This window comes from Synechococcus sp. MIT S9507, from assembly GCF_047304715.1.
Taxonomy (GTDB): domain Bacteria; phylum Cyanobacteriota; class Cyanobacteriia; order PCC-6307; family Cyanobiaceae; genus Synechococcus_C.
In genome coordinates this window covers 1,164,448-1,186,668 of the sequence record NZ_CP138970.1, presented here as the reverse complement: position 1 = coordinate 1,186,668, position 22,221 = coordinate 1,164,448, and the positions used below count along the sequence as shown (strand labels likewise).

The window sequence follows — 22,221 nt, the reverse complement described above, 5'->3', positions numbered from 1 at the left end:
ACAGGCGTTATTTGCTGAAGTGGTTCTCAGAGATGGCGAAAAATTCTTGCGTATTCAAAATCTTTGTTTTCCTGGTAAAGCACTTCATAGTTTGAGAGGTTAATTCCAAATTGAGTTAATTTGTAGCCAGTGTCAATATCAATAAAATAGTCCCCTTTTGCGGGTGTGTAATTCATGCCTTTGTTGATGCCGTCTTTGATTGTGTATTGCTTGGTGTCGAGGTCGTAAAACACGAGTCGGTCATAAGGTAGCTGTCTCATCTGATCGGAGTGTTTGAACCAGCCTTTTGAATAAATGAGATTAACCGTTTCACCGCGCTCTCTTGCTTCGCTGGCAATCTTCTTTGCCTGGTTGTAAGTTTTTTGCCAAGATCTTTGCTTCCAGCTGATGAAGCTTGCTCGCTCTTGAAATGTGTTGGCTTGCCGATCTTCAATGGTAAGGAGTAGAAGCGTGGCTCCAATTGCAATGGTCTGGGCCTGGCGTTTGTTGAGGCGCTGGTTCAGTCTCGGAGCGGCAAGCGTCTCCCAGATCAGCAGAATGTCCAGAACTGCGACGAACTGAATTGGCAGTGTCATGTAGTTGCTGCCATCTAGCCCAACCAGTGCGTAGAGGGCGAATCCGTAGGCAAGAGCGGCAACGTTGAGAACATCCAGCGTTGTTGCGTCTGTGCGGTTGCGCTGGATGAGCCAAAGGCGTGTCGCGATGAAGCCAATGAAGAAGATCAGGCGAATATCCAGTGCAAACACCGAGAAGCCCAAGTGAGCGTCATAACGCTGAACTTCAGCAGCGAGGCTTGGGAGGGCGCTCAGGATCATGAAAGACGCCAAAAAGAATGGAGCCAGGCTGCAGAGCGCGATTTCTAAGGCATAGGCTTTAATCCATTCGGCGGGTTTTATTGAGTCCCAGCTTGGGTAGTTCTGCATCTTGCCAAGGCTGCCCAGAAGTATCGTGCTGGCTGCGGGGATGACAGCAAGCAGGATTGCGGTGTCCTTGAAAAATGGAATGAGCAGTGCAAACAGCAGAGCATAAAGGCCATTCTTCTCTCGTCCGGAAAATTGATAAATTGCATAGTGGTAGATGTATAAGGCCAAAGAAAATGTCAGTATTCTTTCGCTGTAAATAAATTGAAAATAGTTGAATGCTGTCGCGCTTGTAAATAAAAACAGCAAGCTTCCCATGAGGAACAGCGTGGAGCCGGTCTTTTTTTGATTGATGATTTGGACGATTCTGCAGCCCAGAATAATTGTTGTAATTAATTCAACTGCGCTGATTAGAGACCAGATTTTGGTGTAAGGCGTAAACCAGCTGAGAATATGTAGATCCTGATGGGAGAGAGGGTAGAAACGGAAGTCGTTTCTACCCATGGTTTCTCGGATGAAACTTTGTCTGAGGCTGAAGTTGTTCAGCAGCTGATCGGTGTAGATATCGTCATACCAGGTGAGAATCTCTTTGTAAAACCAGCTGCTTTCATTCACCATCACGACCGTATAGGCCGTGAAAACAATGGTGACGGCTGGATGCCTCTTGATGAAATCAAGGATTCCTGCCAGCCAGCCAGATTGATTTGAACCGCTGGCTTGCTCTTCTGGAGCGTTGTTGATGGCGCGAATCAGGATCCCAGTGAGCAGGATCAAAATGATGATCAGTCCTGCATGGGCGATGTCGTTGTACTGCCTTAGGAAAGAATCTCTGGCTTCTTTCTCGAGGATGCCGATGCCGCTCTGGCCGGATTGGATCCACAGTGCCAACACTGCACCAATGATCAATGTGATCCCAGAGGCACCAGAGAGCCAGATGCTCCAGCGTTGTGCGAACTGTGACCCCTTGCCTTGCATCGATTCAGTGAATGGTCAGGTTGGGCAGTGTTTTCACCAGATCATCGATCGCTTTCACTTGCTGCAGGAAAGGTTCCAACAGGTCCAGTGGCAGTGCGCTTGGGCCGTCACAACGGGCATGATCTGGATCTGGATGGGCTTCAAGGAAGAGGCCAGCCAACCCCACTGCCATTCCTGCTCTTGCCAGATCAGCAATCTGGCTGCGGCGCCCACCTGAGGCAACACCACCCGGATCACGGCACTGAAGTGCGTGGGTGACATCGAAGATCAGAGGCAGATCATCACAGCACTGCTTCATCACCCCGAAGCCGAGCATGTCCACGATGAGGTTGTCGTAACCGAAGTTGCTTCCTCGCTCACAGATCAGCAGCTGGTCGTTGCCACACTCTCTGAATTTTTCAACGAGATTTCCCATCTGTGATGGGCTTAGAAATTGTGGTTTTTTGATGTTGATCACTGATCCAGTGCGTGCCATCGCTTCCACCAGATCGGTCTGCCGGGCCAGAAAGGCAGGCAGCTGGATGATGTCGCAGACCGCGGCTGCAGGTTTGGCCTGCTCAGGACTGTGAACGTCGCTGATCACAGGAATTCCGTGTCTTTCCTTGACCTCGCTCAGAATCTCCAGCCCTTCCAGCAGCCCCGGGCCGCGGTAGGAATGAATCGATGATCGATTGGCTTTGTCATAGGAGGCCTTGAAGACCAACGGGATGTTGAGCTTCCGGCAGATCTGCTTGTAATGCCCCGCGACTTCAAGAGCAAAGTCTCTGGACTCCAGCACATTGACGCCGCCGATCAGCACAAAGGGGGCGTTGTTGGCGAAGCTGATCGATCCAAGGGTGACCTGCCGCGCGGTCATGTTGTCTGAGCTGCGGGCGAAAGCTTACGTCTCGTGCCTTTGTTGGCCGTAACCTGCGCCGCAGAGAGTGCAATCAGTGGTGACGGTGAGTCCGATCCCGATTTTCATCGGTTACGACCCGCGTGAGCGGGCTGCCACCAACGTGTTGATCGACAGTCTTTATCAGCACAGCTCGGTGCCTTTGGCGATCACACCGCTGGTCACACCACAGCTGGAAGCTCAAGGGCTGTTCTGGCGCGAACGCGATCCGAAGCAGAGCACCGCCTTCTCGTTCACGCGCTTCCTGGTGCCTTATTTGATGGGCTACGAGGGCTGGGCACTTTTCATGGACTGCGACATGCTCTGCAGAGGCGACATCAAGTCACTCTGGGAGTTGCGTGATGACCGCTTTGGTGCCATGTGCGTACAGCATGAGCACGTGCCCGGTGAGACGGTCAAGTTCCTCGGCGAAGTGCAAAGCGCCTATCCGAAGAAGAACTGGAGCTCACTGATGTTGCTGAACTGCAGTCGTTGCCTGCAACTCACGGTTGATTACGTCAACACGGCCACCGGGCTGGAGCTGCATCGCTTCCACTGGCTTGAGGGAGATCATGAGATCGGAGCTCTTGATTCCGGATGGAACCATCTCGTTGATGTGCAGGAGGCGCCCCCTGATGCCGTCGGTGATGGCGGACCGCGTCTGCTGCACTGGACTCTGGGAGGACCCTGGTTTCGCGAGCAGCGCACCATGGGTGGCGTTCTTGCTGCTGAGTGGTTCGGTGCGCGTGATGACGCCATGAAGTTCTGGGACTGATCCAGTGATGCGGCCTTCAACCATTCAGCGTTCAGTTGTGGCAGTGCCAGCTCGATTGGCTTCATCGCGCCTGCCCGACAAGGTTCTGGCTGACATCGGCGGACAGCCGATGATCCAGCGTGTGCTGGACCGTTGTGCGCAGGCGCAAGGTCCCTCCTCTGTGGTGCTGTGTACCGACAGTCAGCGATTGCATGATCTGGCGTCGGCCTGGGGCTTTCCCGTGTTGATGACGGCAGAGACCTGCAGTTCCGGCAGTGAGCGCATCGCCTCCGTGTCGGATCAACTGGTGGCTTTGGCCTGGGGGGAACAGGCTTCTGAATGGGATTCGGCTCAGCGTCAGCAACGGCTGTCGAGCACTGCAGTGATCAATGTGCAGGGAGATCAGCCGTTCCTCGATTCCGCTGTGGTGACGCAGATGGTGCAGGAGTTCGGCAAGCGTGATCCGGTGCCGGCTGTCGTGACACCTGTGTATCGACTCGCCGCGTCCACAATCCACAATCCGGCGGTGGTGAAGACGCTGCTGGCCCATGACGGTCGGGCCCTTTATTTTTCGCGCTCAGCTGTGCCCCATGTGCGCGATGTCGATCCGGCGGACTGGCATCAGCACGCGTCTTTCTGGGGCCATGTGGGCATGTATGGCTTTCGCGGAGATGTGCTCGCGGGCTGGGATCAGTTGCCTGCTTCACCGCTGGAGGATCTGGAACGGCTGGAGCAGTTGCGGTTGATTGAGGCGGGCCATACGGTTGCCACCTTTATTGTGGAAGGAACGTCTCTGTCGGTGGATACGCCCGAGCAGCTGGAACAGGCACGGCGACTTGCTGGCTGTTCCGTCTAGAGCGGCATGTCAGCAACCTTCATCCGACGTCTGACCACCATCACAGCAGCGGCTGTAGGGCTTTTGATTGTCTGGTTGTTGGTCCAGGATTTTGATGTGATCAGTCCTGATGGTCTTGGTGATGATGCAACTCAGAATGTTCGTTCAAGCATCAACTTTGCTCGATACGGGACTTACAGCAGCTTGCCGATTTCGCCGGACGTGGTGCCGGGTTTTCGGCGTGAGCCTGTCCCGAACGTTCTGCTGGCCTTGTACCTGAGGGTTGCGAATGTGCTCTCCCCTGGTCTCCTGGATCAGGCCAATCAGCCATTCAGCGATGCCTTCCTTCTCGTTGTCAAGCAGATCAACCTTGTCTGGGCTGCTGCACTGTTTTTTGGCTTGTGGCTGATAGCAGCGCTGGTTTTTTCACCCTTGCTGGCTGCGCATGGGTTGGCTGGACTTCAGATCTTGATCGTCAATCACTTTTTCGTATTGAAGACGATCGATGTCATGAACACCGAGTTGATTGCCGGCATGATTCTGGTCTGGCTCAGCGCCATGCTGCTGCTGGCTGCCCGTACGCGGTCGTGGCTCTGGTTGCTGGTGTCGGGAGTGGTGTTTGGACTGCTGGCTCTCACGAAGGCGACGGGAGCCTATGTGGCACTGGCCCTGCTTCCGCTCATTGCTCTGGCACTCTCTGGAATCAGTCGAAAGTTCTGGATATCGCTGCTTGCTGTGTCATTTGGATTCGCACTGGCTGTCATGCCTTGGTTGGTTCGGAATCAGATCCATTTTTCCAAGCCTGTGATTGCTGAGGGTGGAGGCGATGTGTTGATGATTCGATCGGTGTTCAATGAAATGACCGGCAGCCAGTTTGTCGACGCTTTTTATGTCTATGCCCCGATCGCTGTACGCCGTGATCTTCTGGGCCCTTGGATGAAGCTTTCCAGTGACGATTTTTCTTGTGAAGGCAGGCTTGCAGTGTTCAATCGAAAACTCGACTGTGATCGACTGGCCCTCGAGGAGGGCAGGTTCGCTGATGTTCTTTCTTTTTATCAACGCGGAAAGAGGGCCATACCGTGGTCGTTGTCTCTTGATGGTGATCAGAAAAAATCCATGGCTCTAAGACGTTTTCAAGAGCGGCCGTTGAATGCTCTGGTCACAAGTGTTCCTCTTGGTTGGAGGGGGATCTGGGGATTTCGAGCGAAAAAATGGCCGAGCATTGTGTTGAATATTGCGGCTTACGGGTCTCTGCTTCTGGCCCCTGCTCTGGCATTGCTTGAGCGAAGACTCTCCTGGCTCTTTGTCTCGATTGTGCCGCTCTCGTTCTTTGCTTTTTACAGCCTATTCAGTCATTTCCTGCCGCGATATTCAATGCCTTTGATCCCAGCTGCAATCGTTTGTTTAACCATGGTTGCGGTCGATCTCGGCGCAAGACTTTTCAGCCGACTTCCCTCCGCCGCAATGCCTCCTGTCAGGTTGATCTGAGAGCTCTGTTGTTTGAGAGCAGCGTTAACGGGATCGTTTATCGATCATGTCGGCCAGCAGCGCAAACATGAACACATTCAGGCTTGCGAATCCCAGAAGCACGGTCTTGTCGGTGAGGTTGTTGAGGATCGTCAAGTCGTAGAGGCTGCTGATGCTGAAGAGTGTTGCCAGGGCAACGATCAGCGGAGATAGGAGGCGCAGCGGCGCGAAATACATGCCGGTGCGCAGAATCAGCTGAGTGAAGCGCAGCGTGTCTTGGATTGGTTTGATGTGGCTTTTGCCGATTCGTCTGGCGTAGCTGATCGGTGTGAATTCAACGGCGTAGCGATTGCGCAGCAGGCAGATGGTGATGGTGGTCGTAAAGCTGAAACCATCGGGAAGCAGTTTGAGAAAATCGAGTGATCGATCGCGTCTGAAGATCCGCAGACCCGAATTCATATCAGGGACTTCTGTGCCGCAGAGAAACGACACCCAGGGCACCAGGATCATCTTGGGGATGGAGCGGATCTTGGAGTATTCAACTTTGGGTCCGATTCGAGCTCCAACCACCATGTCGAGGTCCTTGCTGCTGATCTGCTCAATCAGATCAGGAATGCGGTCATTCGGGTAGGTCCCGTCAGCGTCAGTGATGCAGATGTAATCGCTCTGGCTTCGTCGTATTCCAGTTTTCAGAGCAGCTCCGTATCCCTGGTTGCGCTTGTGATGGACCACCAGTAAATCGTCCGAGTGGTGTTCTTTGGTGAGAGCGTTGAGAACTTGTTCGCATCCATCTGTGGATCCATCGTTCACGGCAATGATCTCCACATTCTTCAGTTTTGAATCACGAATCACCGACAAAATCCATTCAATTGTGTCGCGAATGGCGTGTTTTTCGTTGTAGCAGGGAATAATTATTGATGTCTTCATTGCTTCTCTTTTCTCGATCACACCCTAATTGATGATCCTTTCATCTTTTCAAGATCTTTCTGCCTGCCCTCGTTGTCAGTGGCCAGTGTTGCTTGCGTTGGCAAACTCGATCGCTGCGGCCCCGGTTGTGCCGCATGCTGATTTTGCGTGATCATTCTGAGGTGCATTGCGGCGATTGAGGCCGGGGCGGCATGAAGGACGATCTCCGCATCTCCCTCCCTGGAGTTCCCGCGTCGTTCATCGCTGCATTGGTGAAGCAGGCAAAAAGTGCGGGCAGCAGTCGGCTGGCACTGGTGGGTGGTGCTGTTCGCGACGCCATGCTTCATCAGCTGCATCGTGATCCCTGGCGTGATCTCCCGGATCTCGATTTTCTACTGGAAGGCTCCTGTGCCGCTTTTGTTGAGTGTGTTCAGGAGCATTACGGCAGTGAGCGTGTCTTGGAGGTGCATCTTCATGAGCAGTTCGGCACTGCGGACCTGGTGCTTGATGGAGTGCTGCTCGATGTGGCCCGTGCCCGCACGGAGATCTACCCCGCACCTGGTGAGAACCCGTTGGTTCAGCCCGGCTGCTTGGAGCAGGATCTCGCTCGCCGTGACTTCACGGTGAATGCCATGGCTTTGCTGCTTGGGGCAGACGGATCCCATCAGCTGTGTGATCCCTACGGTGGTCAGGACCATCTGGCAAAGCGTCAACTGGTCTTCCTGCATGAGAACAGCGTGGCGGATGACCCCACACGCATTGTTCGCGGTGCCCGCTACTGCGCACGACTGGGTTTTGTTCTGGCGCCTGATGCTCTCGCGCAGATTCAGGCAACACTGATTGTCTGGCCCTGGTTGTGGCGGCCGGGAGATCCGCTGGATGCGGTCCCTCCGGCCCTGGGAACCCGGCTGCGCATGGAGCTGGAGCTCCTGCTGGATCGAGAGCCATGGCATGACGCGCTGCAGCTTCTGCAGCAATGGTCAGCCTTGCCTTTGCTGGATGAAGGGCTGCAAAGGGAACCTCGCCTCGCTCGGCGGCTGGGTCAGGGCGCACGTCTGGGATTACCAGCCCTGCTGGTTTTGGTGGCTGCAGCGATGGATCCGTTGCCATTGGCTGCGCGATTGCAGATTCCCAGACAGCAGCAGATCTGGCTTGAGGGGTTGATCGACCTGCGTCGGTGGCTGCTGCTCGAGCTCAAACAGCAGGACTGGAGTTGTTGGGGAGCTTTGGAATGGACGCAGCAACTGGAGGAGAAGCGCTGGTCTCCTGAGGTCGTGGCTCTCGCAGTGCTTGACAACGCCCCCTTCCGGCGACCGCTGTTGCGCTGGTGGGGGCGCTGGCGGTATGTGTCGTCACCGGTTTGTGCCAAAGAGCTCATGGCTCAGGGCATGCGCCCAGGCCCCGAGCTTGGCGACACGCTTCGAAGACTGCGGGAACAGCAACTCCAGCAGATGCGCTGAAGCTGGGAGGGGCTCAGTCGTTGCGGTCCCGCCAGCCCTTCTGCTCGAGTTCTCTCCAGTCCCCGCGGGCCTTCAGGATCCGCTCGGCCAGTTCGCGCACGGCGCCATGGCCACCTTGATGATTCAGTACGGCATCCGCTTGCCGGCGCAGTGGTCGACAGGCGTCAAGCGGTGCGAGCAGCAGTCCAACGCTGCTGCGCACAGCCAGATCATTGAGGTCATCGCCCAGGTAACAGGTGTGCTGTGCCGTGACTCCCAGTTGCTCCTGCAGGTCTGTCAGGGCAGGTGGTTTGTCTTTGATGCCCACCAGGCAGTGCTCGATACCCAGCTGGTGTGCCCGCACTTCAGTGGCACCGCCACGTCCACCGCTGAGAAAAGCAAGCTGGATCCCCGCCTGCTGCAACAGCCTCAGGCCGAGACCATCGCGAACATCGAAGCGCTTCTGCAGTCGGCCTTCCGGATCAAACCAGAGCCCCCCATCTGTCAGCACACCATCCACATCCAGTACCAGCAGCCGCAGTTCCGCAAGTGGTCTCTTCAACCGTTGCCAGTGCCATTCACGCAGTAGTCGTTGCATCCTGATGGGTCCTTTCCTGAAAGGTTCTTCGTTCAGGCCAGTCCGGCCTGGACCAGGTCATGCAGGCGCAGCAGACCACTCAGTTGCCCGCTGGCATCCACCACCGGCAGCACGGAGATCGGCTTGCGCCGGTTGTGCTCCATGCGTTGGATCGCTTCGACCGCCAGCAGATCCGCATCGATGGTGATCGGGTCAGGCGTCATCAACTCTTCAGCGGTCAGTGTCGGCCAGCGTTCGGAACCGTGATCGCGCAGTGCCCGGCGCAGGTCGCCGTCGGTGATCAGACCGATGAGGTGACCTGGAATGGCAGGGTTTTCCACCCAGCTGCTGCCAATGGCGCCCTGGGTGAGTGTGCTGATCACCTCCGGCAGGGGTGTGTGCGGCTGGATTGGTTTCAGGTTGGCTGACGGGATCATCAGATCAGCCACGGTCATCGTCAGCTGCTTGCCGAGTGAGCCGGCGGGGTGGTTCAGGGCGAAATCGGCAGGCGAGATGCCCCGCCGTTCCATCCAGACGGCTGCCAGCGCATCACCAATGGCCATGGCCACGGCGGTGCTGGCTGTGGGCGCCAGGTTGAGGGGGCACACTTCCCTGTCAACGGAGGCTTCGAGCACCACGTCGCTGCCGAGAGCGAGCGAGGAATCGGCGCGGCCAACCAGCGCGATACGCGCTGTACCGCGGCGTGTCAGGTGGGGAAGGATGGCCAACAGTTCGCTGGTTTCGCCGCTGTTGGAGAGAAGCAGGCACACGTCATCGGGGGCCACAACCCCGAGGTCTCCATGCAGAGCATCCAGCGGGTTCAGGAACAGGGCCATCAGCCCGATGGACGAGAAGGTGGCGGCAATCTTGCGTGCCACGATGCCGCTTTTGCCCACTCCTGTGATCACGAGCTTGGCTTTTCTATCTGCACAGCGTGCAAGCAGGCTGAGGGCTCCCTCCACCTGATCGCTGCGAAGTCTTTCCGCTGCCGTTGCAATGGCGGCCGCTTCCTCCTGCAGGCAGCGAGTGAGTGCAGACACGCTGGAGGAATCGCAACTAGTGGAATTCTCGTTCATGCCAAATGTTCATCCCGTCTGGTTCTGGCAGGCTGGGGAGCATTTCAAAGTTGTTTTTTGGCAGGGTTGCTCACCTACCTGAAGTCTCCCTGGCTGGATCTGCTGCTGCCGCTCTCGCTCTCGGGCCTGCTCTGGGAGCGCAGCGGTAATCCAGCTGGGATGGTCTGGATTCTGGCGGTCTGGCTTGGCCTCAAGTTTCTGCGATGGCTGCCCTCCCAACCGGTCTATGGGGTGTTGATCGGCGTGCTCGCCGTCATCCTCAGTGCGGTGCTTCATCCCGTCAGCGGATCCGCGCCCACAGATCTGCTGCTGGTGTTGCTGGCGTTCGCGGCCGGTCTTCAGCAAACCAGGGATCAATGGCGGATTGCGCTTTGGGTGGTGCTGGCAACGGTGATCGTCTCGTTGCCATTTGTGGAGTTCTCCCGCTTCAACGGCAACCTGGATGCGATTCCCTGGACGGCCCTCCGAGATGCCTTGCCCCAGGGAGCGGTTCGGATTCAGAAGATCACCATTAATCGTTCGGCCTACCTCTATGGCCTGTTCTCACTGGTGGGCTACGGGCTCTGGCGTACTGAGCAACGTCCCTGGAGATCCATTCTTGCCGCAGTCCTCGGCTGCCTGAGCTACGTGCTGGTCTGCGGCTCGGGATCCCGGGCGGCACTGTTTTTCCCGCTTGCAGCAGTCGTTGTCGTGGAGGTGTGCTGGCGTCATCGTCAGTGGGTGGCACGCAGAGCTCGGTTCCTGGCGGCTTCCCTGCTGCTGCTTTCTTTGCTGTTCAACCTGACGCTGTATTGGCCCTCCAGCCCTGTTGCTGCAGCTGATCCAAGCGATGTTGGACGCGCAGAGGTGGCTCGCTGTTTTGTGAGTCAGGCCCTGCGCTCATTCCCCGACCTGGTATCGGGCCAGGGGTATGACCGGGTCTCTGATCACTGCGCCAGCAGGGTGTTTCTTCCCGAAAAAACCACTGGAATTCCCCATGCCCACAACGTCTTCGTGCAGGCGTTGGCGGACCAGGGCCTGGTCACCTTTGTGCTGATGGCGATCGCTCTGGCTCTGATCTTTCAACGGCTGTTCATCGGGCTTTCCGGTGATGCCGCACCGCTCTGCCTGACAGGCCTGGCCTGCGCGCTGTTCATCCTGTCTGCCTCTCTGGTGGAGTCCACGCTGCTGAAAACGTCCCTGCAGCAGGTGGTCAGTGGTTACCTGCTGGCCATTGCCTGTGCGGTTCCACAGGTTTCCTCGGCGCCATCACAGGAGAACTCCCGTACCATCAGCCCATGAGTTTTCTCGCCGGCCTCAACGACGCCCAGCGCCGGGCGGTGGATCACCATGAAGGCCCGCTGCTGGTGGTCGCAGGAGCAGGCAGCGGTAAGACAAGGGCTCTCACCCATCGCATTGCTCACCTGATTGGTGAACACGGCGCTGATCCATCCCAGATCCTTGCCGTGACCTTCACCAACAAGGCGGCTCGCGAGATGAAGGAGCGTCTTGAGCTGTTGCTGGCTCAGCGTCTGGCGCAGAGTCAGTTCGGACAGCCCTGGAGCACGTTGCCTCCTGTGGAACAGCGGCAGCTGCGCTCACGCATCTATCGCGAGGTGACCAAGGAACTGTGGATCGGCACGTTCCACGCCCTGTTCGCGCGCATGCTGCGCTATGACATCGACAAATTCAAGGACAAAGAGGGACTGACCTGGACGAAGCAGTTCTCCATTTATGACGAGGCCGATGCCCAGAGTCTCGTCAAGGAGATCGTCACCCAGGAGCTGCAGCTCGATCCCAAGCGTTTTGAGCCCAAGAAGGTGCGCTGGGCGATCAGCAATGCCAAGAACCAGGGCTGGCTGCCGGATCAGATGGAGGCCAATTCCGAGGGTCAGCGGGGCAAGCTCGCAGCGGATGTGTACCGCCGCTACCGCAAGGCCTTGGCGGCCAACAACGCTCTCGACTTTGATGATCTGTTGCTGCTGCCGGTGCAGTTGCTGCAGCAGAACGAGCAGGTGCGCAGTTACTGGCATCGCCGCTTCGCTCACGTGCTGGTTGATGAATATCAGGACACCAACCGCACGCAGTACGACCTGATCAAGCTGCTGGTGACCGATGGCAAGGAGCCCCAGGTTTACGACAACTGGTCGGGGCGTTCCGTTTTCGTGGTGGGAGATGCCGACCAGAGCATCTACAGCTTTCGCGCTGCTGACTTCACGATTCTGATGGGCTTTCAGGACGACTTCGGTGATCAGGCGCCGGATGAAGCCACGCGCACGATGGTGAAGCTTGAGGAGAACTATCGCTCCACCGCAACGATTCTGGAGGCAGCTAACGCCCTCATCTCCAACAACAGTGAGCGTATCGACAAGGTGCTGCGCCCCACCCGCGGTGAAGGGGAGCTGATTTCGCTCACCCGCTGCGATGACGAAATCGCCGAGGCCGAAGCTGTGGTGCATCGGCTGCGCACGATGGAGGCCGCCAACCCCGAACTGAGCTGGGGGGATATGGCCTGTCTGTACCGCACCAACGCCCAGTCACGGGCGCTGGAGGAATCGCTCGTGCGTTGGCGTATCCCTTACGTGGTGGTCGGTGGTCTGCGCTTCTACGACCGTCGCGAGATCAAGGATGTGCTCGGCTATCTGCGTCTGATGATCAATCCGGCTGACACCGTCAGCCTGCTGCGTGTGATCAACGTGCCCAAGCGAGGCATCGGCAAGACCACCATCCAGCGGCTCACGGATGCGGCCAATCAGCTGGGAATTCCGCTCTGGGATGTGGTGAGTGACCCTGAAGCCGTTCGTTCTCTGGGGGGGCGATCCGCCAGGGGGCTGTTGCAGTTCTGTGAACTGATCAATGGTTTGCGTGAACGCCTTCACAACACCTCGCCCTCGGAGCTGATCCAGCAGGTGATGGAGCAGAGCGGCTACGTGAGCGAGCTGATCACCGAGGGCACCGATGAAGCGGAGGAACGCCGGCGCAATCTGCAGGAGCTGGTCAATGCGGGTCTGCAGTATCAGGAAGAGAATGATGAAGGCGATCTCGAGGGTTTCCTCGCTTCGGCTGCCCTGGCCAGCGACGCCGACAGCAAGGACACGGCCGCTGATCGAGTGACCTTGATGACACTGCACAGCAGCAAGGGTCTGGAATTCCCAGTGGTTTGCCTGGTGGGCATGGAGCAGGGGCTCTTCCCCAGCTATCGATCACTGGACGATCCGGCCTCTCTGGAAGAGGAGCGACGCCTTTGTTATGTCGGCATCACCAGGGCCAAAGAGCGGCTGTTTCTTTCCCATGCCAGTGAGCGCCGCCTCTGGGGTGGGATGCGTGAACCAGCTGTGCCCAGTGTGTTCCTCTCTGAGCTGCCCGAGGCTCTTGTACAGGGTGAGATCCCCCGTTCCGGTGGTGCAGCGATCCGAAGAGAGCAGCGGCTCGATCGGCTTACCCGTGTGGATCGCGGCACGCCCAGCGAAAAGAGTGCCCCGGCGAACGCCGTACGCCGCCGTCAGGCGGGCCCTGCTCCAGGCAAGAGCTGGAGTGTGGGCGACAGGGTTGTGCACAGCAGCTTCGGGGAAGGTGAAGTGACCCACACCTTCGGGAGCGGCGAGAAAGTGTCGATCGCTGTCAAATTTGCCGGCATGGGGCCCAAGATCCTTGATCCGCGCCTGGCACCGATCGAACCCGTCTGAGTGCTGGTCAGACCATCATCAGCCGTGGAGGGTTTTTTGATCAGCTCTTTTTTAATGTTGCTGCGCATGATCAGGTTCCGCTTGATCAGTGCCATCGCGACAACGTTGTCGATGGAATTGGAGTTGTTGTTTGTTCGTTGACTCTGAACTCAAAGAGTCATTATTTCGTTGTTGTTGAGTAGCTTTTGAATGCAATGGGTGGACTCTGAGGCGGTTATCAGTTCTGGTTGTTGGTGATGTGACCCCTCGCTTCACTGTGATTGTTGATGCTTGCGGTATGGTGTAACTATCGAATGTGATTCGTTTGAAGCCGACAGTTATTTATATAGCCAGTCGTCCGCACAGTGGTTCGACGCTTTTGGCATTATTGATGAATGCTCATAGTCAGGTGGTTAGTGTTGGTGAGCTGAAAAAGTTGCTTCAGCATCAAACGTGCACGTGTCATGGATTGAAGCCAGGCGATTGCCCGTTCTGGAGCAAGGTGGCCGCCTCTGTTCACGAATCAATTGGACTTGACTTGCATGAATTGGCCTTGAGAGATTGTAATGATGAGCGGAAATTCATTCGTGACAATCAGGCGCTGTATTCAGCGCTGGTATCGGTGAGTGGATGCTCGTTTATTGTGGATTCTTCTAAGAATTTGCTGCGCCTAAAGGGATTGCTAAGGGCAGTATCTTGTGGTGCTAATTTTGATTTGGTTCCTGTTTGGCTGCATCGCGGTCCTTTCGGAACGTTGAACAGTGCCCGCCGTAAAAGTAAGGATCTTTGTGATCCAATCTTCAACTACAACAAATATTTTTTTAACTTACGCCGATCCCTAATTGGTACTCGACATTCGCTTGTTTATTATGAGCGTCTGGCGCGGAATCCTCGCCAAGAAATGTCTCGGGTAATGCAGGATGTTGGACTCTGTTTCGAAGAGTCGCAGTTGAGTTGGCGAAGTTCAGTGATCAGAGATGTGGGCGGTAACAGAATGCGGCGCGAATCATCGGATGCGATTCATTTGGACCGGTCCTGGCGCCGCGAGTTGAGTCTGCGACTCAAAATCAGAATTTTCATTCAAACACTGCCCGTGCGCTTGAGAAGTTACAAGCTTTTTAAAGTCTTTCGGCCATGGTTGAAGCCCGCCAAGGTTGCTTCCTGATTTCAACTAAATTCGATCAGTTTCAATAACTTCTGAAGTGATATCGGTTCGAGTTGGTTTGGTCATCAAAGTGAATATTCAACTGTTGTTATCCGACGTCGGCTGTTTCAGCTCTTGCGCACGTTTCCGATTTCCGTCCAGGCGCTGTGGGATTGGCAGGTCAGTTTGTGGGCGATTCTGGTCGAAACGCTGATCAGCAGTGGTCCACAGGTCTGCGGATCGACCAGCAGCTCGAGCAGGGCGTGATGCTCTTTGCTGCCTGGGTCGATGTCATTCAGTTGAAGTTGCAATGAGCCCGCATCCAACAAGCTCCAGGCCCGTCGGTTGGATGGGGCCAGGCTGCTCACATAGCCCTTTTGCAGCAGGGAGAGAGCACCTGGCAGCGCAGGGATCTGGGGGCCATCGAGCACCAACTTCAGGCCAGGATCGCGCAGCATTTCGCCAAGGTGGCCCAGCAGCCCAAAGCCTGTGATGTCCGTTGCTGCATGGATGGCATCTGGATGTTCGCGTTGCAGATCCAGAAGTTCCTCCAGCACACAATGCTGGCTTGTGCCCATCTGTTTGAGAGCAGTGTCCAATGCAGAGACCGGGGCAGTACCGGTCATGGCCGCGGCAAACAGCACTCCTGTTCCCAGTGGTCGACTGAGCAGTAGCCGGTCTCCTTCCTGAAGTCCCGTTTTGGGCCAGAAGGCTGAATCAGGCTGTCCGCTGACGCTGAGCGTCACCTGCACAGCCCGGCTGAGCGGCGGCTGGGCGAGACCATCTCGGGCTTCCAGGGTGTGTCCACCGATCAGCTCGGCGCCCTGCTCATTCAGGGCGGAACGGATCCCAGCCAGTGTCTGCGCCAGCAGGGTCTGCTGGGTTGAGTCATTGGCCTCGGGCAAGGTGACAACGGCCTGGGCAGACAGAACACGGGCGCCGCAGGCCCAGAGGTCGGAGCAGGCATGCAGGGCAGTCAGTTGACCGTTCAGCCAGGGGTCACTGACAAGGGCTGGAAAACCATCCACGCTTTGCAGCACTGGAGCGAAGGCCCTGGTGGTTTTCAAAGGCAGGACGGCGGCATCCTCTGGGTCTGTTCCCAGCGCTGCGATGCCTGCCTGAGAGAGGGCACTTTCAAGTGTTCCGGCTGGCAATTTGGCGGCACAGCCCCGGCAGGCCATGGTTTCGTTTGGATCCATGGCCTGCTGGGGCTCGAACCTGGCCATGAAGCGCAAATCGATGGCTTGCTTCCAGCGCCAGATCAGCGGATGAGGGCCAACCAGGCGTGAGCCCCGCAGAGCCCAGGCTGTTGGTAGACCGTTGTGGAATCCTCCCAGCAGCTGCAGGGCCTGGCGTTGCGGGCGCCAGCTCTGCAGGGGTTGACCTGCGCAGGCGGCCTCCAGGTTGCGGGCCAGTGGTTTCGCTGCTCGCACAGCCCAGACACCGGAGGGTGCACGCGGATGTGCATCGATCACCGCGCAGTCGCCGGCCGCAAAGATTCCAGGGTTCTGGATGACCTGAAGGCTTGTTTCCGTGCGGATGCGGCCACTGTTTGAGCAGCAGGGCAGGTCACTCTCTGTAAGCCAGTGCGGAGCTCGACTACCGGTGCAGAGAAGTCCAGGAGTCGCTTGGAGCTCCTTGGAGCCACTCGGTGCGCCCGCTTCAACGATCTGGATGTCCGCCTTGCGCAGGACATGTCGCAACCCCTGTTTCAGGTGTTCGGGGCGGATCCGCAGCACAAGAGGCCGAGTGGGCCAGCGCTGCCTGAGGGCCAGGGCCGTTTCCACCGCGGCCAGACCGCTGCCGACGATCTGAAACGCTGAGGTGGCAAAGTCTCGGTCAACCATCAGCTGGTCCTGGCGGCTCAGAAAGGCGAGTGCCGGCTCCAGCGGTTTGATGGGCACCAGTTCGGAATTCGCCGCGGGGCTGCTTGAGGTTTCTGCACCCAGGTTGAGGCTGAGGTGCTCGTAGTTCAGTGCTGGCCGCTCAGCAAGTTGCAGCTCACGGTTCTGCAGGTCCAGGCCGGTGATGTCGGCCACAACGAGTGCCACGCAGGCTTGGTCGGCCAGTTTGCGCAGGTCAACGGCCACCTGGTCCCGTTGATAGATCCCCGCGATCAGGCCCGGCACCATGCCTGAGTAGAGGGCTGTGCTTGTGCGGTTCACCAGGGTGATCAGCTCGCTGGGGCGGTGGTCCGGCTGCATGGCCCAGCGGCGCAGGGTCAGCGCATGGCTGTGTCCACCACCGGCCAGCACAAGACCGCTCATCAGGGGGCGCCGTAGCCGGATGGATTGGCCGACTGCCAGGCCCAGCCGTCTCGGCAGATGTCGTCGAGGGAGCGTTGGGTTCGCCAGCCGAGCCGTTCAAGTGCCAGGGCGGGATCGGCAACGGTGGCAGCGGCATCTCCCTCGCGGCGAGCCACGATCTCGTAGGGCACCTCGCGGCCGCTGGCTCGTTCAAAGGCCCTGATCACCTCCAGCACCGAGGCTCCCTGGCCGCTGCCCAGATTGAGGGTGAGCAGCTGAGCCGGTTCAGCAAGCAGGCAGTCGAGAGCAGCACGATGGCCGTCCGCCAGATCCATCACATGGATGTAATCGCGGACACCGGTGCCGTCGCTGGTGGGCCAGTCGCCGCCGAAAACCTGCATTAATTCACGCCGCCCGATGGCCACCTGACACACAAAAGGGAACAGGTTGTTGGGGATGCCCATCGGGTCTTCCCCGATTGCGCCGCTGGGGTGAGCGCCCACAGGATTGAAGTAACGCAGACAAGCAATGCTCCATTGATTGGGAGAGCTGGCGGCAAGGTCTTGCAGCATCCTTTCAACCGCCGCTTTGGAGTGGCCGTAGGGGTTGATCGGCTGAACAGCTGCTGATTCGGGGATGGGCACGCTGTTCGGGTAGCCATACAGCGTGGCACTGCTGCTGAACACCAGGGTGCGGCAGTCGTGGTCGTTCATGGCCGCCAGCAGACATCGGCTGCCAGTCAGATTCACGTCCCAGTAGCGGAGAGGTTCGCGCACTGATTCGCCAACGGCCTTCAGCCCGGCGAAGTGAATCACGGCCTGGAGTGGTTGGCCGATCGTTTTGGCTTGACTGAAGATCTGGTCGAGGCAGGCCCTGTCACGGATGTCGCCCCTGATCAGTTGCAGTCGCCCTTCGCGGTCATCTGCAGAGGATGACAACCCAGCCAGTGTGGCCACCCTCTCAAGAGCAACCGGTGAACTGTTGCTCAGGTTGTCCAGCACAATCAGGTTGTGCCCCTCCTGCAGCAACACCAAACAGGTGTGACTGCCTATGAAGCCCGCGCCTCCGGTGATCAGGATCTGAGTCATTTCCAGAACCTATGTCAGAACCTCGAGTCTGACTGTCTTTGCAAGGGCAGAATGAATGGCCCTGGTGAGGATGGTGTGAGTCAGCTGCAGAGCCTGCGCGGCATGGTGGATCTGCTGCCTGTTCAGACACGTCGCTGGCAAGCGGTGGAGGCCGTGGCCAGGACTCATTTCCGTTGCGCTGGGATCGAGGAGATCCGTACACCTCTGTTGGAGGTCACGGATCTGTTTGCCCGCGGCATCGGTGAAGGCACTGATGTGGTGGGTAAGGAGATGTACAGCTTCCGGGATCGCGGAGATCGCTCTTGCACGTTGCGTCCAGAGGGGACAGCTTCAGTCGTGCGCTCAGTGGTGCAGCACGGATTGCTGAGCCAGGGCTCCCAGAAACTCTGGTACTGCGGACCGATGTTCCGGTATGAGCGGCCGCAGGCTGGCCGTCAGCGGCAGTTCCATCAGATTGGCGTTGAGTGGCTGGGAGTTGGCTCAGCTCGGAGTGACGCTGAAGTGATCGCCCTTGCCTGGGATTTGCTCCGTGATCTGGGAGTCTCTGGTCTTGAACTTCAGATCAACAGCCTTGGCACCATTGACGATCGTCAGCGTTATCGCGCCGAGCTTGTGGCCTGGCTCCAGGCCCGCGCTGATCGGTTGGATCCTGATTCTCAGCAGCGATTGACCACCAATCCTCTGCGCATTCTCGACAGCAAGAACCCTGCCACGCAGCAGCTGCTCGCGGAGGCTCCTACATTGCTGGACGCTCTCAGTGAAGAGAGCTCTCAACGATTCCAGGCAGTGCAGGCCTATCTGGCTCAAATGGAGATTCCGTTTCGGCTGAATACCCGTTTGGTGAGAGGGCTCGATTACTACGGCCACACCGCTTTTGAGATCACCAGTGATCAGCTCGGAGCTCAGGCCACGGTTTGTGGTGGTGGTCGCTACGACGGTTTGGTGCAACAGCTGGGTGGCCCTGCCACACCAGCGGTGGGTTGGGCACTGGGGATGGAACGGCTGTTGCTGGTGCTTGAAGCCGCGGCAGCAGCTGATCCAGAGGGGGCAGCTGCATGTCTTGCGGCTACCCGTGCTCCTGATGTTTATCTGGTGAACCGCGGCGAACAGGCCGAGGCTGTTGCTCTGGTGTTGGCACGGCAGTTGCGGGCTGCTGGTGTGTGCATTGAGCTTGACGGCTCAGGTTCTGCGTTTGGCAAGCAGTTCAAGCGTGCGGATCGCTGTGGTGCCAGATGGGCTGCGGTGATTGGCGATGAGGAGGCTGCTGAGGCCAGGTTTCTGTTGAAACCTCTTCATAACAAGGGTGAGGAGCGTTGTTTGGCGATGGCGGACTGGCAAATGGTGATCGACATCCTTGCGTGCGACGAAAGTGACATCACCACTGCCACACAATTTGATCAACAATGATCTTTGATTTGCGCATTGCATGCTTGTAATGCGCAAATCACTTTTGTTTTTTTGCTGCGTGTCTGTGTGATTAATTGGTGATTGATTCCTTGTCTGCAATGAGCAAAGTATGGGCTCATTGACCGCGCATATATTTTGCCCTGCTCAGGAAATTGATTCTCATGATGGGATTGATTGCGGCCCTGGGCCACCAGCACAGGCTTTTCTGCGCAGGTAGTCGATAGCGAACACAGAAGCATTTCCATTGCTGATGTTTTGCCTGCCAGCGTTGAAGGGCAAGGCCTGCATTGCCTCTCCAATTTGGGTGTTTGCCGCTGCTGTTGTGGCGATGGCGCCGATGTGCCAACAAAGGCCGAGAGCAGCTGAGGATCTTCCCTTTGTGCCGGGCGACCAGCGCAAGCCAATGGTCATGGAACACTGCATCACCTGGTATCGGCAGAGCCTGTTGCAGCAAAGCTCGATTCAGGATGATTGTGCAGCCGGTGACCGAGTTGTGTTGAGCAAGCTCAATCAACCCTGGTAGTTCGCCACCGTAGTGATGCCATTCCCACAGCGTGCGATTGAGTGGCCTGCCCTCGGAGTTGATCAGTTCAGCATCGGAATGGAGCAGCAAGGGTTGCTGTGATCCAAAGGGATGGCTTGCCTCCACCTGCTTGAGAATGTTCAGGCCCGTGGCCAGCCGTTCCGGGTGCCAGACATCATCCTGATCACAAAGGGCGATGTATGGGGCAGAGCTCTGCTGCAGCAGCCTGTTGAATGCTGCGGTGGGTCCAAGTCGTTCACTGGCAGGCGGCAAGCGCTTGATCCAGGCGGGGTGACGCTGCTGCCACTGCTCAAGAATGTTGCTGGTGGAGTCTGTGGAGCCGTCATCAAAAACGATGAGCTGATCTGGGCGAAGTTCCTGTCGCCACAGGCTTTGCAGCTGCTCTTCCAGGAAAAGATCTCCATTGAAGGTGGCGAGAACCACCTCCAGATTCACCACCATTGCAGTCCCCACTTGCGGAAATACAGCCAGGCGCTGTGAAGGTTCACCAGGGTGAGCCAGATGTTGCTGTAGCTCCCGCGCCCCCAGTGATGGGTCACTGTGCAGATCGGCAGATTCACTGTTGGACCATGGGCGGCCAGTCGGCGAGTGATGTCGGCGTCTTCGAAGTAGAGAAAAAAGCGTGGATCAAAACCTCCGACGGCTTGCACGGCCCAACCGCGCATCCACAGGCAACAACCGCTCAGATAGCTCGAGGCGAACACCTGGGAGTAAGGCTTGTCGCGCATCGTGTACCAGTTGTCGTAACGGCGCAGACGTCTGGGCTTGAGTCGGCGGGGGATGCAGCGACGGCTGACGAGGGCCAACAGGGTGGGATTGCGTTTGCAGAGAAACTGACGCTGACCATTGGGGAAACGCAGCTCTGGTGTGGCTGCTGTGATGTCATGATGCTCTTCCAGCCAAGTGGCGAACCTCTCAAAGCTTTCGGGATCCCAGGACAGGTCGGTGTTGAGCACCGCAACCAGAGGAGGCTCATTGCGTTGATCACACCATTGCTGCCAGAGCTGATTGAAGCTGCGCCCGTACCCAGGATTGGATCGCTGCATGATGCTCATGGCTGCTGCGGGCAGCAGATCTTCAGCGGCCTCGCCAGGGCAATGGTTGTTAATCACAACCGCGTAGGCAAAATCGCCGGGCAGTTGGTCAAGGCACGTCTTCAGCCGCTCGACATGTTGTTTTGGCGGGTGGTGGGCAATCACCACCAGTAGCGCCCGCAGATTGTTCAAGCCCCAGGACACGTCAGCGCATGCTGCGGACTGCATCGGTTGTTCTTGAAAGGCGACTGAAAAACAGTTGCAGAGGCGTCAGTTTTTGCAGTTTGATCTGAGCGTCCAAGGCCATGCCTGGCTGCAATTCGAAACTTTGGCCGTTTTTCTTCAATGACTGTCCGCTGAGGTCCAAATTGACTTGAAAGTGCGGATAGTCGTAGGGAGGCTCAGGAGGCAGTGAGTCCTGACTCACAAGGCTGACCTTGGCCGGCATGGTGCCGTAAACGCTTTTGTCGTAGCTGGTGAAAGCAATTTCAGCGGTTTGTCCCGATCGGATGAAGCCGATGTCTGAATCTCTGGCGAAGGTCTGAGCCTGCAGTTCATCATTGGGCACCAGCTTGAGCAGAGGTTCGTTGCCGTTGGCTACCTGGCCTGTCTGGGCCTTCAGGTCGATCACGGTGCCGGATACCGGTGCTCGCAGGGTGACCAAGTCAAGCTTGGAGCGGGCATCTACCAGATCGGCTCGCAGTTGCGACTGGGTTCGCTGCGATTCGAAATTGAGAACCTGTTCTTCTTCTCTGGCAACCGCCAGCTCGCGACGGGTTGCCTCCAGCTGGCGCTCTTTCCCGATCACCTGGAGCTGGGAGCTGCCTCCTTCTGCCGCCAAGCGCCGCAGTGGAGCCAACAACTGTTCGTCAAGATCGAGTTGGCGCTCCAGCCCACGGATGCGTTCGCGTATCCGGGCCATCGCTGATCGCTGGCGGCTGACCTCCGCCTCCAGTTGTCTCTGCAGTTCCGCCACTTCACTGCGTTGCACGCGCGGGTCAAGCACCACCAGGGCCTGGCCTGCCTCCACCCGCTGGCCGCTTTGAACGAGCACCTCGCGCACGACCCCCCGCTCTGGGGTGGTGAGATCCTGTGTGCTTCTGAGCGTGACCAACCTCCCAGGCACGGTGACCACCTGGTCGACCTTCACCAATGCCGCAAAACTGATCAGGCCAAGCACCAGCACCGACAGGCTGCCAGCCAACACCGCAGGAAGCACTGGTGATGGGCGTGTTTCCAGACGCAAGGCTTCGCGTGCTTCCGCATCAGGCCTTGTCTGCTGGCGACGGGCCAGGGCAGAGCTGGTGTTGGACTTTGAGCGAGCCATGGGTGCAGGGTTGAGGCGGAAAGA

At 57.6% G+C, this 22,221-nt stretch carries 18 protein-coding genes; 8 read left to right on the top strand and 10 right to left on the bottom strand.

Features of this window, described 5'->3' with window-relative positions; translation table 11 throughout:
• Positions 1-26: 26 nt before the first annotated feature.
• Positions 27-1,835, bottom strand: coding sequence for a hypothetical protein (locus SIB83_RS06350; RefSeq protein ID WP_413747115.1), 1,809 nt, complete (start codon positions 1,833-1,835; stop codon positions 27-29).
• 4 nt (positions 1,836-1,839) lie between these two features.
• Positions 1,840-2,691, bottom strand: coding sequence for a 3-deoxy-8-phosphooctulonate synthase (gene kdsA, locus SIB83_RS06345; protein WP_413747114.1), 852 nt, complete (start codon positions 2,689-2,691; stop codon positions 1,840-1,842).
• 76 nt (positions 2,692-2,767) lie between these two features.
• Between kdsA and SIB83_RS06340 the strand changes: the two genes are divergently transcribed.
• Genes SIB83_RS06340 through SIB83_RS06330 form a run of 3 tightly spaced genes read left to right on the top strand, consistent with a single transcriptional unit; the run spans position 2,768 to position 5,786 of the window.
• Entirely contained in the window at positions 2,768-3,484 is a 717-nt protein-coding gene (locus tag SIB83_RS06340; RefSeq protein WP_413404283.1) for a hypothetical protein, read from the top strand.
• Between the two features lie 7 nt (positions 3,485-3,491).
• Positions 3,492-4,319, top strand: a complete 828-nt coding sequence (kdsB, locus tag SIB83_RS06335) for a 3-deoxy-manno-octulosonate cytidylyltransferase (protein ID WP_413404281.1) — start codon at positions 3,492-3,494, stop codon at positions 4,317-4,319.
• Positions 4,320-4,325: 6 nt separating this feature from the next.
• Positions 4,326-5,786 (top strand): hypothetical protein, encoded by a 1,461-nt coding sequence (locus tag SIB83_RS06330; protein ID WP_413747113.1) that lies wholly within the window; start codon positions 4,326-4,328, stop codon positions 5,784-5,786.
• A gap of 24 nt (positions 5,787-5,810) precedes the next feature.
• Here the strand turns inward: SIB83_RS06330 and SIB83_RS06325 are convergent, their stop codons facing one another.
• Complete coding sequence (locus SIB83_RS06325; protein WP_413747112.1) at positions 5,811-6,692, bottom strand: glycosyltransferase family 2 protein; 882 nt, start codon at positions 6,690-6,692, stop codon at positions 5,811-5,813.
• A 191-nt stretch (positions 6,693-6,883) separates the two neighbouring features.
• On the opposite strand from SIB83_RS06325, the gene SIB83_RS06320 reads away from it, so the two are divergent.
• Positions 6,884-8,131, top strand: coding sequence for a CCA tRNA nucleotidyltransferase (locus SIB83_RS06320; protein WP_413747111.1), 1,248 nt, complete (start codon positions 6,884-6,886; stop codon positions 8,129-8,131).
• A gap of 13 nt (positions 8,132-8,144) precedes the next feature.
• Here SIB83_RS06320 and SIB83_RS06315 read toward each other — a convergent pair whose 3' ends face one another.
• Complete coding sequence (locus tag SIB83_RS06315) at positions 8,145-8,708, bottom strand: KdsC family phosphatase (protein WP_413747110.1); 564 nt, start codon at positions 8,706-8,708, stop codon at positions 8,145-8,147.
• Positions 8,709-8,740: 32 nt separating this feature from the next.
• Positions 8,741-9,763, bottom strand: a complete 1,023-nt coding sequence (locus SIB83_RS06310) for a KpsF/GutQ family sugar-phosphate isomerase (RefSeq protein ID WP_413747109.1) — start codon at positions 9,761-9,763, stop codon at positions 8,741-8,743.
• Between the two features lie 57 nt (positions 9,764-9,820).
• On the opposite strand from SIB83_RS06310, the gene SIB83_RS06305 reads away from it, so the two are divergent.
• The 3 genes from SIB83_RS06305 (at position 9,821) to SIB83_RS06295 (ending at position 14,572) form a co-directional block, all read left to right on the top strand.
• On the top strand, positions 9,821-11,044 hold the full coding sequence (locus SIB83_RS06305) for an O-antigen ligase family protein (RefSeq protein WP_413747108.1): 1,224 nt from the start codon (positions 9,821-9,823) through the stop codon (positions 11,042-11,044).
• Entirely contained in the window at positions 11,041-13,428 is a 2,388-nt protein-coding gene (locus tag SIB83_RS06300) for a UvrD-helicase domain-containing protein (RefSeq protein WP_413747107.1), read from the top strand. The genes SIB83_RS06305 and SIB83_RS06300 overlap by 4 nt, the downstream gene beginning before the upstream one ends.
• Positions 13,429-13,732: 304 nt before the next feature.
• Entirely contained in the window at positions 13,733-14,572 is an 840-nt protein-coding gene (locus tag SIB83_RS06295; protein WP_413747106.1) for a sulfotransferase, read from the top strand.
• Positions 14,573-14,679: 107 nt separating this feature from the next.
• On the opposite strand, the gene selD is transcribed toward SIB83_RS06295, so the two are convergent.
• Both selD and galE read right to left on the bottom strand, forming a co-directional pair.
• Positions 14,680-16,818, bottom strand: coding sequence for a selenide, water dikinase SelD (gene selD / locus SIB83_RS06290; RefSeq protein ID WP_413747105.1), 2,139 nt, complete (start codon positions 16,816-16,818; stop codon positions 14,680-14,682).
• Positions 16,818-17,885 carry a UDP-glucose 4-epimerase GalE gene (gene galE / locus SIB83_RS06285; protein WP_413747104.1) on the bottom strand — a complete coding sequence of 356 codons (1,068 nt, stop codon included), beginning with the start codon at positions 17,883-17,885 and terminating at the stop codon, positions 16,818-16,820. Before galE ends, selD begins: the two co-directional genes overlap by 1 nt.
• Before the next feature lie 75 nt (positions 17,886-17,960).
• On the opposite strand from galE, the gene hisS reads away from it, so the two are divergent.
• On the top strand, positions 17,961-19,292 hold the full coding sequence (gene hisS / locus SIB83_RS06280; RefSeq protein ID WP_413747302.1) for a histidine--tRNA ligase: 1,332 nt from the start codon (positions 17,961-17,963) through the stop codon (positions 19,290-19,292).
• A gap of 115 nt (positions 19,293-19,407) precedes the next feature.
• On the opposite strand, the gene SIB83_RS06275 is transcribed toward hisS, so the two are convergent.
• The 3 genes from SIB83_RS06275 to SIB83_RS06265 are packed head-to-tail and all read right to left on the bottom strand — an operon-like array spanning position 19,408 to position 22,197.
• Entirely contained in the window at positions 19,408-20,289 is an 882-nt protein-coding gene (locus SIB83_RS06275) for a glycosyltransferase family 2 protein (RefSeq protein WP_413747103.1), read from the bottom strand.
• Positions 20,268-21,098: a glycosyltransferase family 2 protein gene (locus SIB83_RS06270; protein ID WP_413747102.1), complete on the bottom strand. Its 831-nt coding sequence runs from the start codon at positions 21,096-21,098 to the stop codon at positions 20,268-20,270. The genes SIB83_RS06275 and SIB83_RS06270 overlap by 22 nt, the downstream gene beginning before the upstream one ends.
• Positions 21,076-22,197 (bottom strand): HlyD family secretion protein, encoded by a 1,122-nt coding sequence (locus SIB83_RS06265; protein WP_413747101.1) that lies wholly within the window; start codon positions 22,195-22,197, stop codon positions 21,076-21,078. Before SIB83_RS06265 ends, SIB83_RS06270 begins: the two co-directional genes overlap by 23 nt.
• Between the last annotated feature and the right edge of the window lie 24 nt (positions 22,198-22,221).

Bases quoted from the DNA above. Each gene is read 5' to 3' on its own strand.
- SIB83_RS06350 (WP_413747115.1), bottom strand. From the start codon at position 1,835: ATGCAAGGCAAGGGGTCACAGTTCGCACAACGCTGGAGCATCTGGCTC.
- kdsA (WP_413747114.1), bottom strand. From the start codon at position 2,691: ATGACCGCGCGGCAGGTCACCCTTGGATCGATCAGCTTCGCCAACAAC.
- kdsB (WP_413404281.1), top strand. From the start codon at position 3,492: ATGCGGCCTTCAACCATTCAGCGTTCAGTTGTGGCAGTGCCAGCTCGA.
- SIB83_RS06330 (WP_413747113.1), top strand. From the start codon at position 4,326: ATGTCAGCAACCTTCATCCGACGTCTGACCACCATCACAGCAGCGGCT.
- SIB83_RS06325 (WP_413747112.1), bottom strand. From the start codon at position 6,692: ATGAAGACATCAATAATTATTCCCTGCTACAACGAAAAACACGCCATT.
- SIB83_RS06320 (WP_413747111.1), top strand. From the start codon at position 6,884: ATGAAGGACGATCTCCGCATCTCCCTCCCTGGAGTTCCCGCGTCGTTC.
- SIB83_RS06315 (WP_413747110.1), bottom strand. From the start codon at position 8,708: ATGCAACGACTACTGCGTGAATGGCACTGGCAACGGTTGAAGAGACCA.
- SIB83_RS06310 (WP_413747109.1), bottom strand. From the start codon at position 9,763: ATGAACGAGAATTCCACTAGTTGCGATTCCTCCAGCGTGTCTGCACTC.
- SIB83_RS06300 (WP_413747107.1), top strand. From the start codon at position 11,041: ATGAGTTTTCTCGCCGGCCTCAACGACGCCCAGCGCCGGGCGGTGGAT.
- selD (WP_413747105.1), bottom strand. From the start codon at position 16,818: ATGAGCGGTCTTGTGCTGGCCGGTGGTGGACACAGCCATGCGCTGACC.
- galE (WP_413747104.1), bottom strand. From the start codon at position 17,885: ATGACTCAGATCCTGATCACCGGAGGCGCGGGCTTCATAGGCAGTCAC.
- SIB83_RS06270 (WP_413747102.1), bottom strand. From the start codon at position 21,098: ATGCAGTCCGCAGCATGCGCTGACGTGTCCTGGGGCTTGAACAATCTG.
- SIB83_RS06265 (WP_413747101.1), bottom strand. From the start codon at position 22,197: ATGGCTCGCTCAAAGTCCAACACCAGCTCTGCCCTGGCCCGTCGCCAG.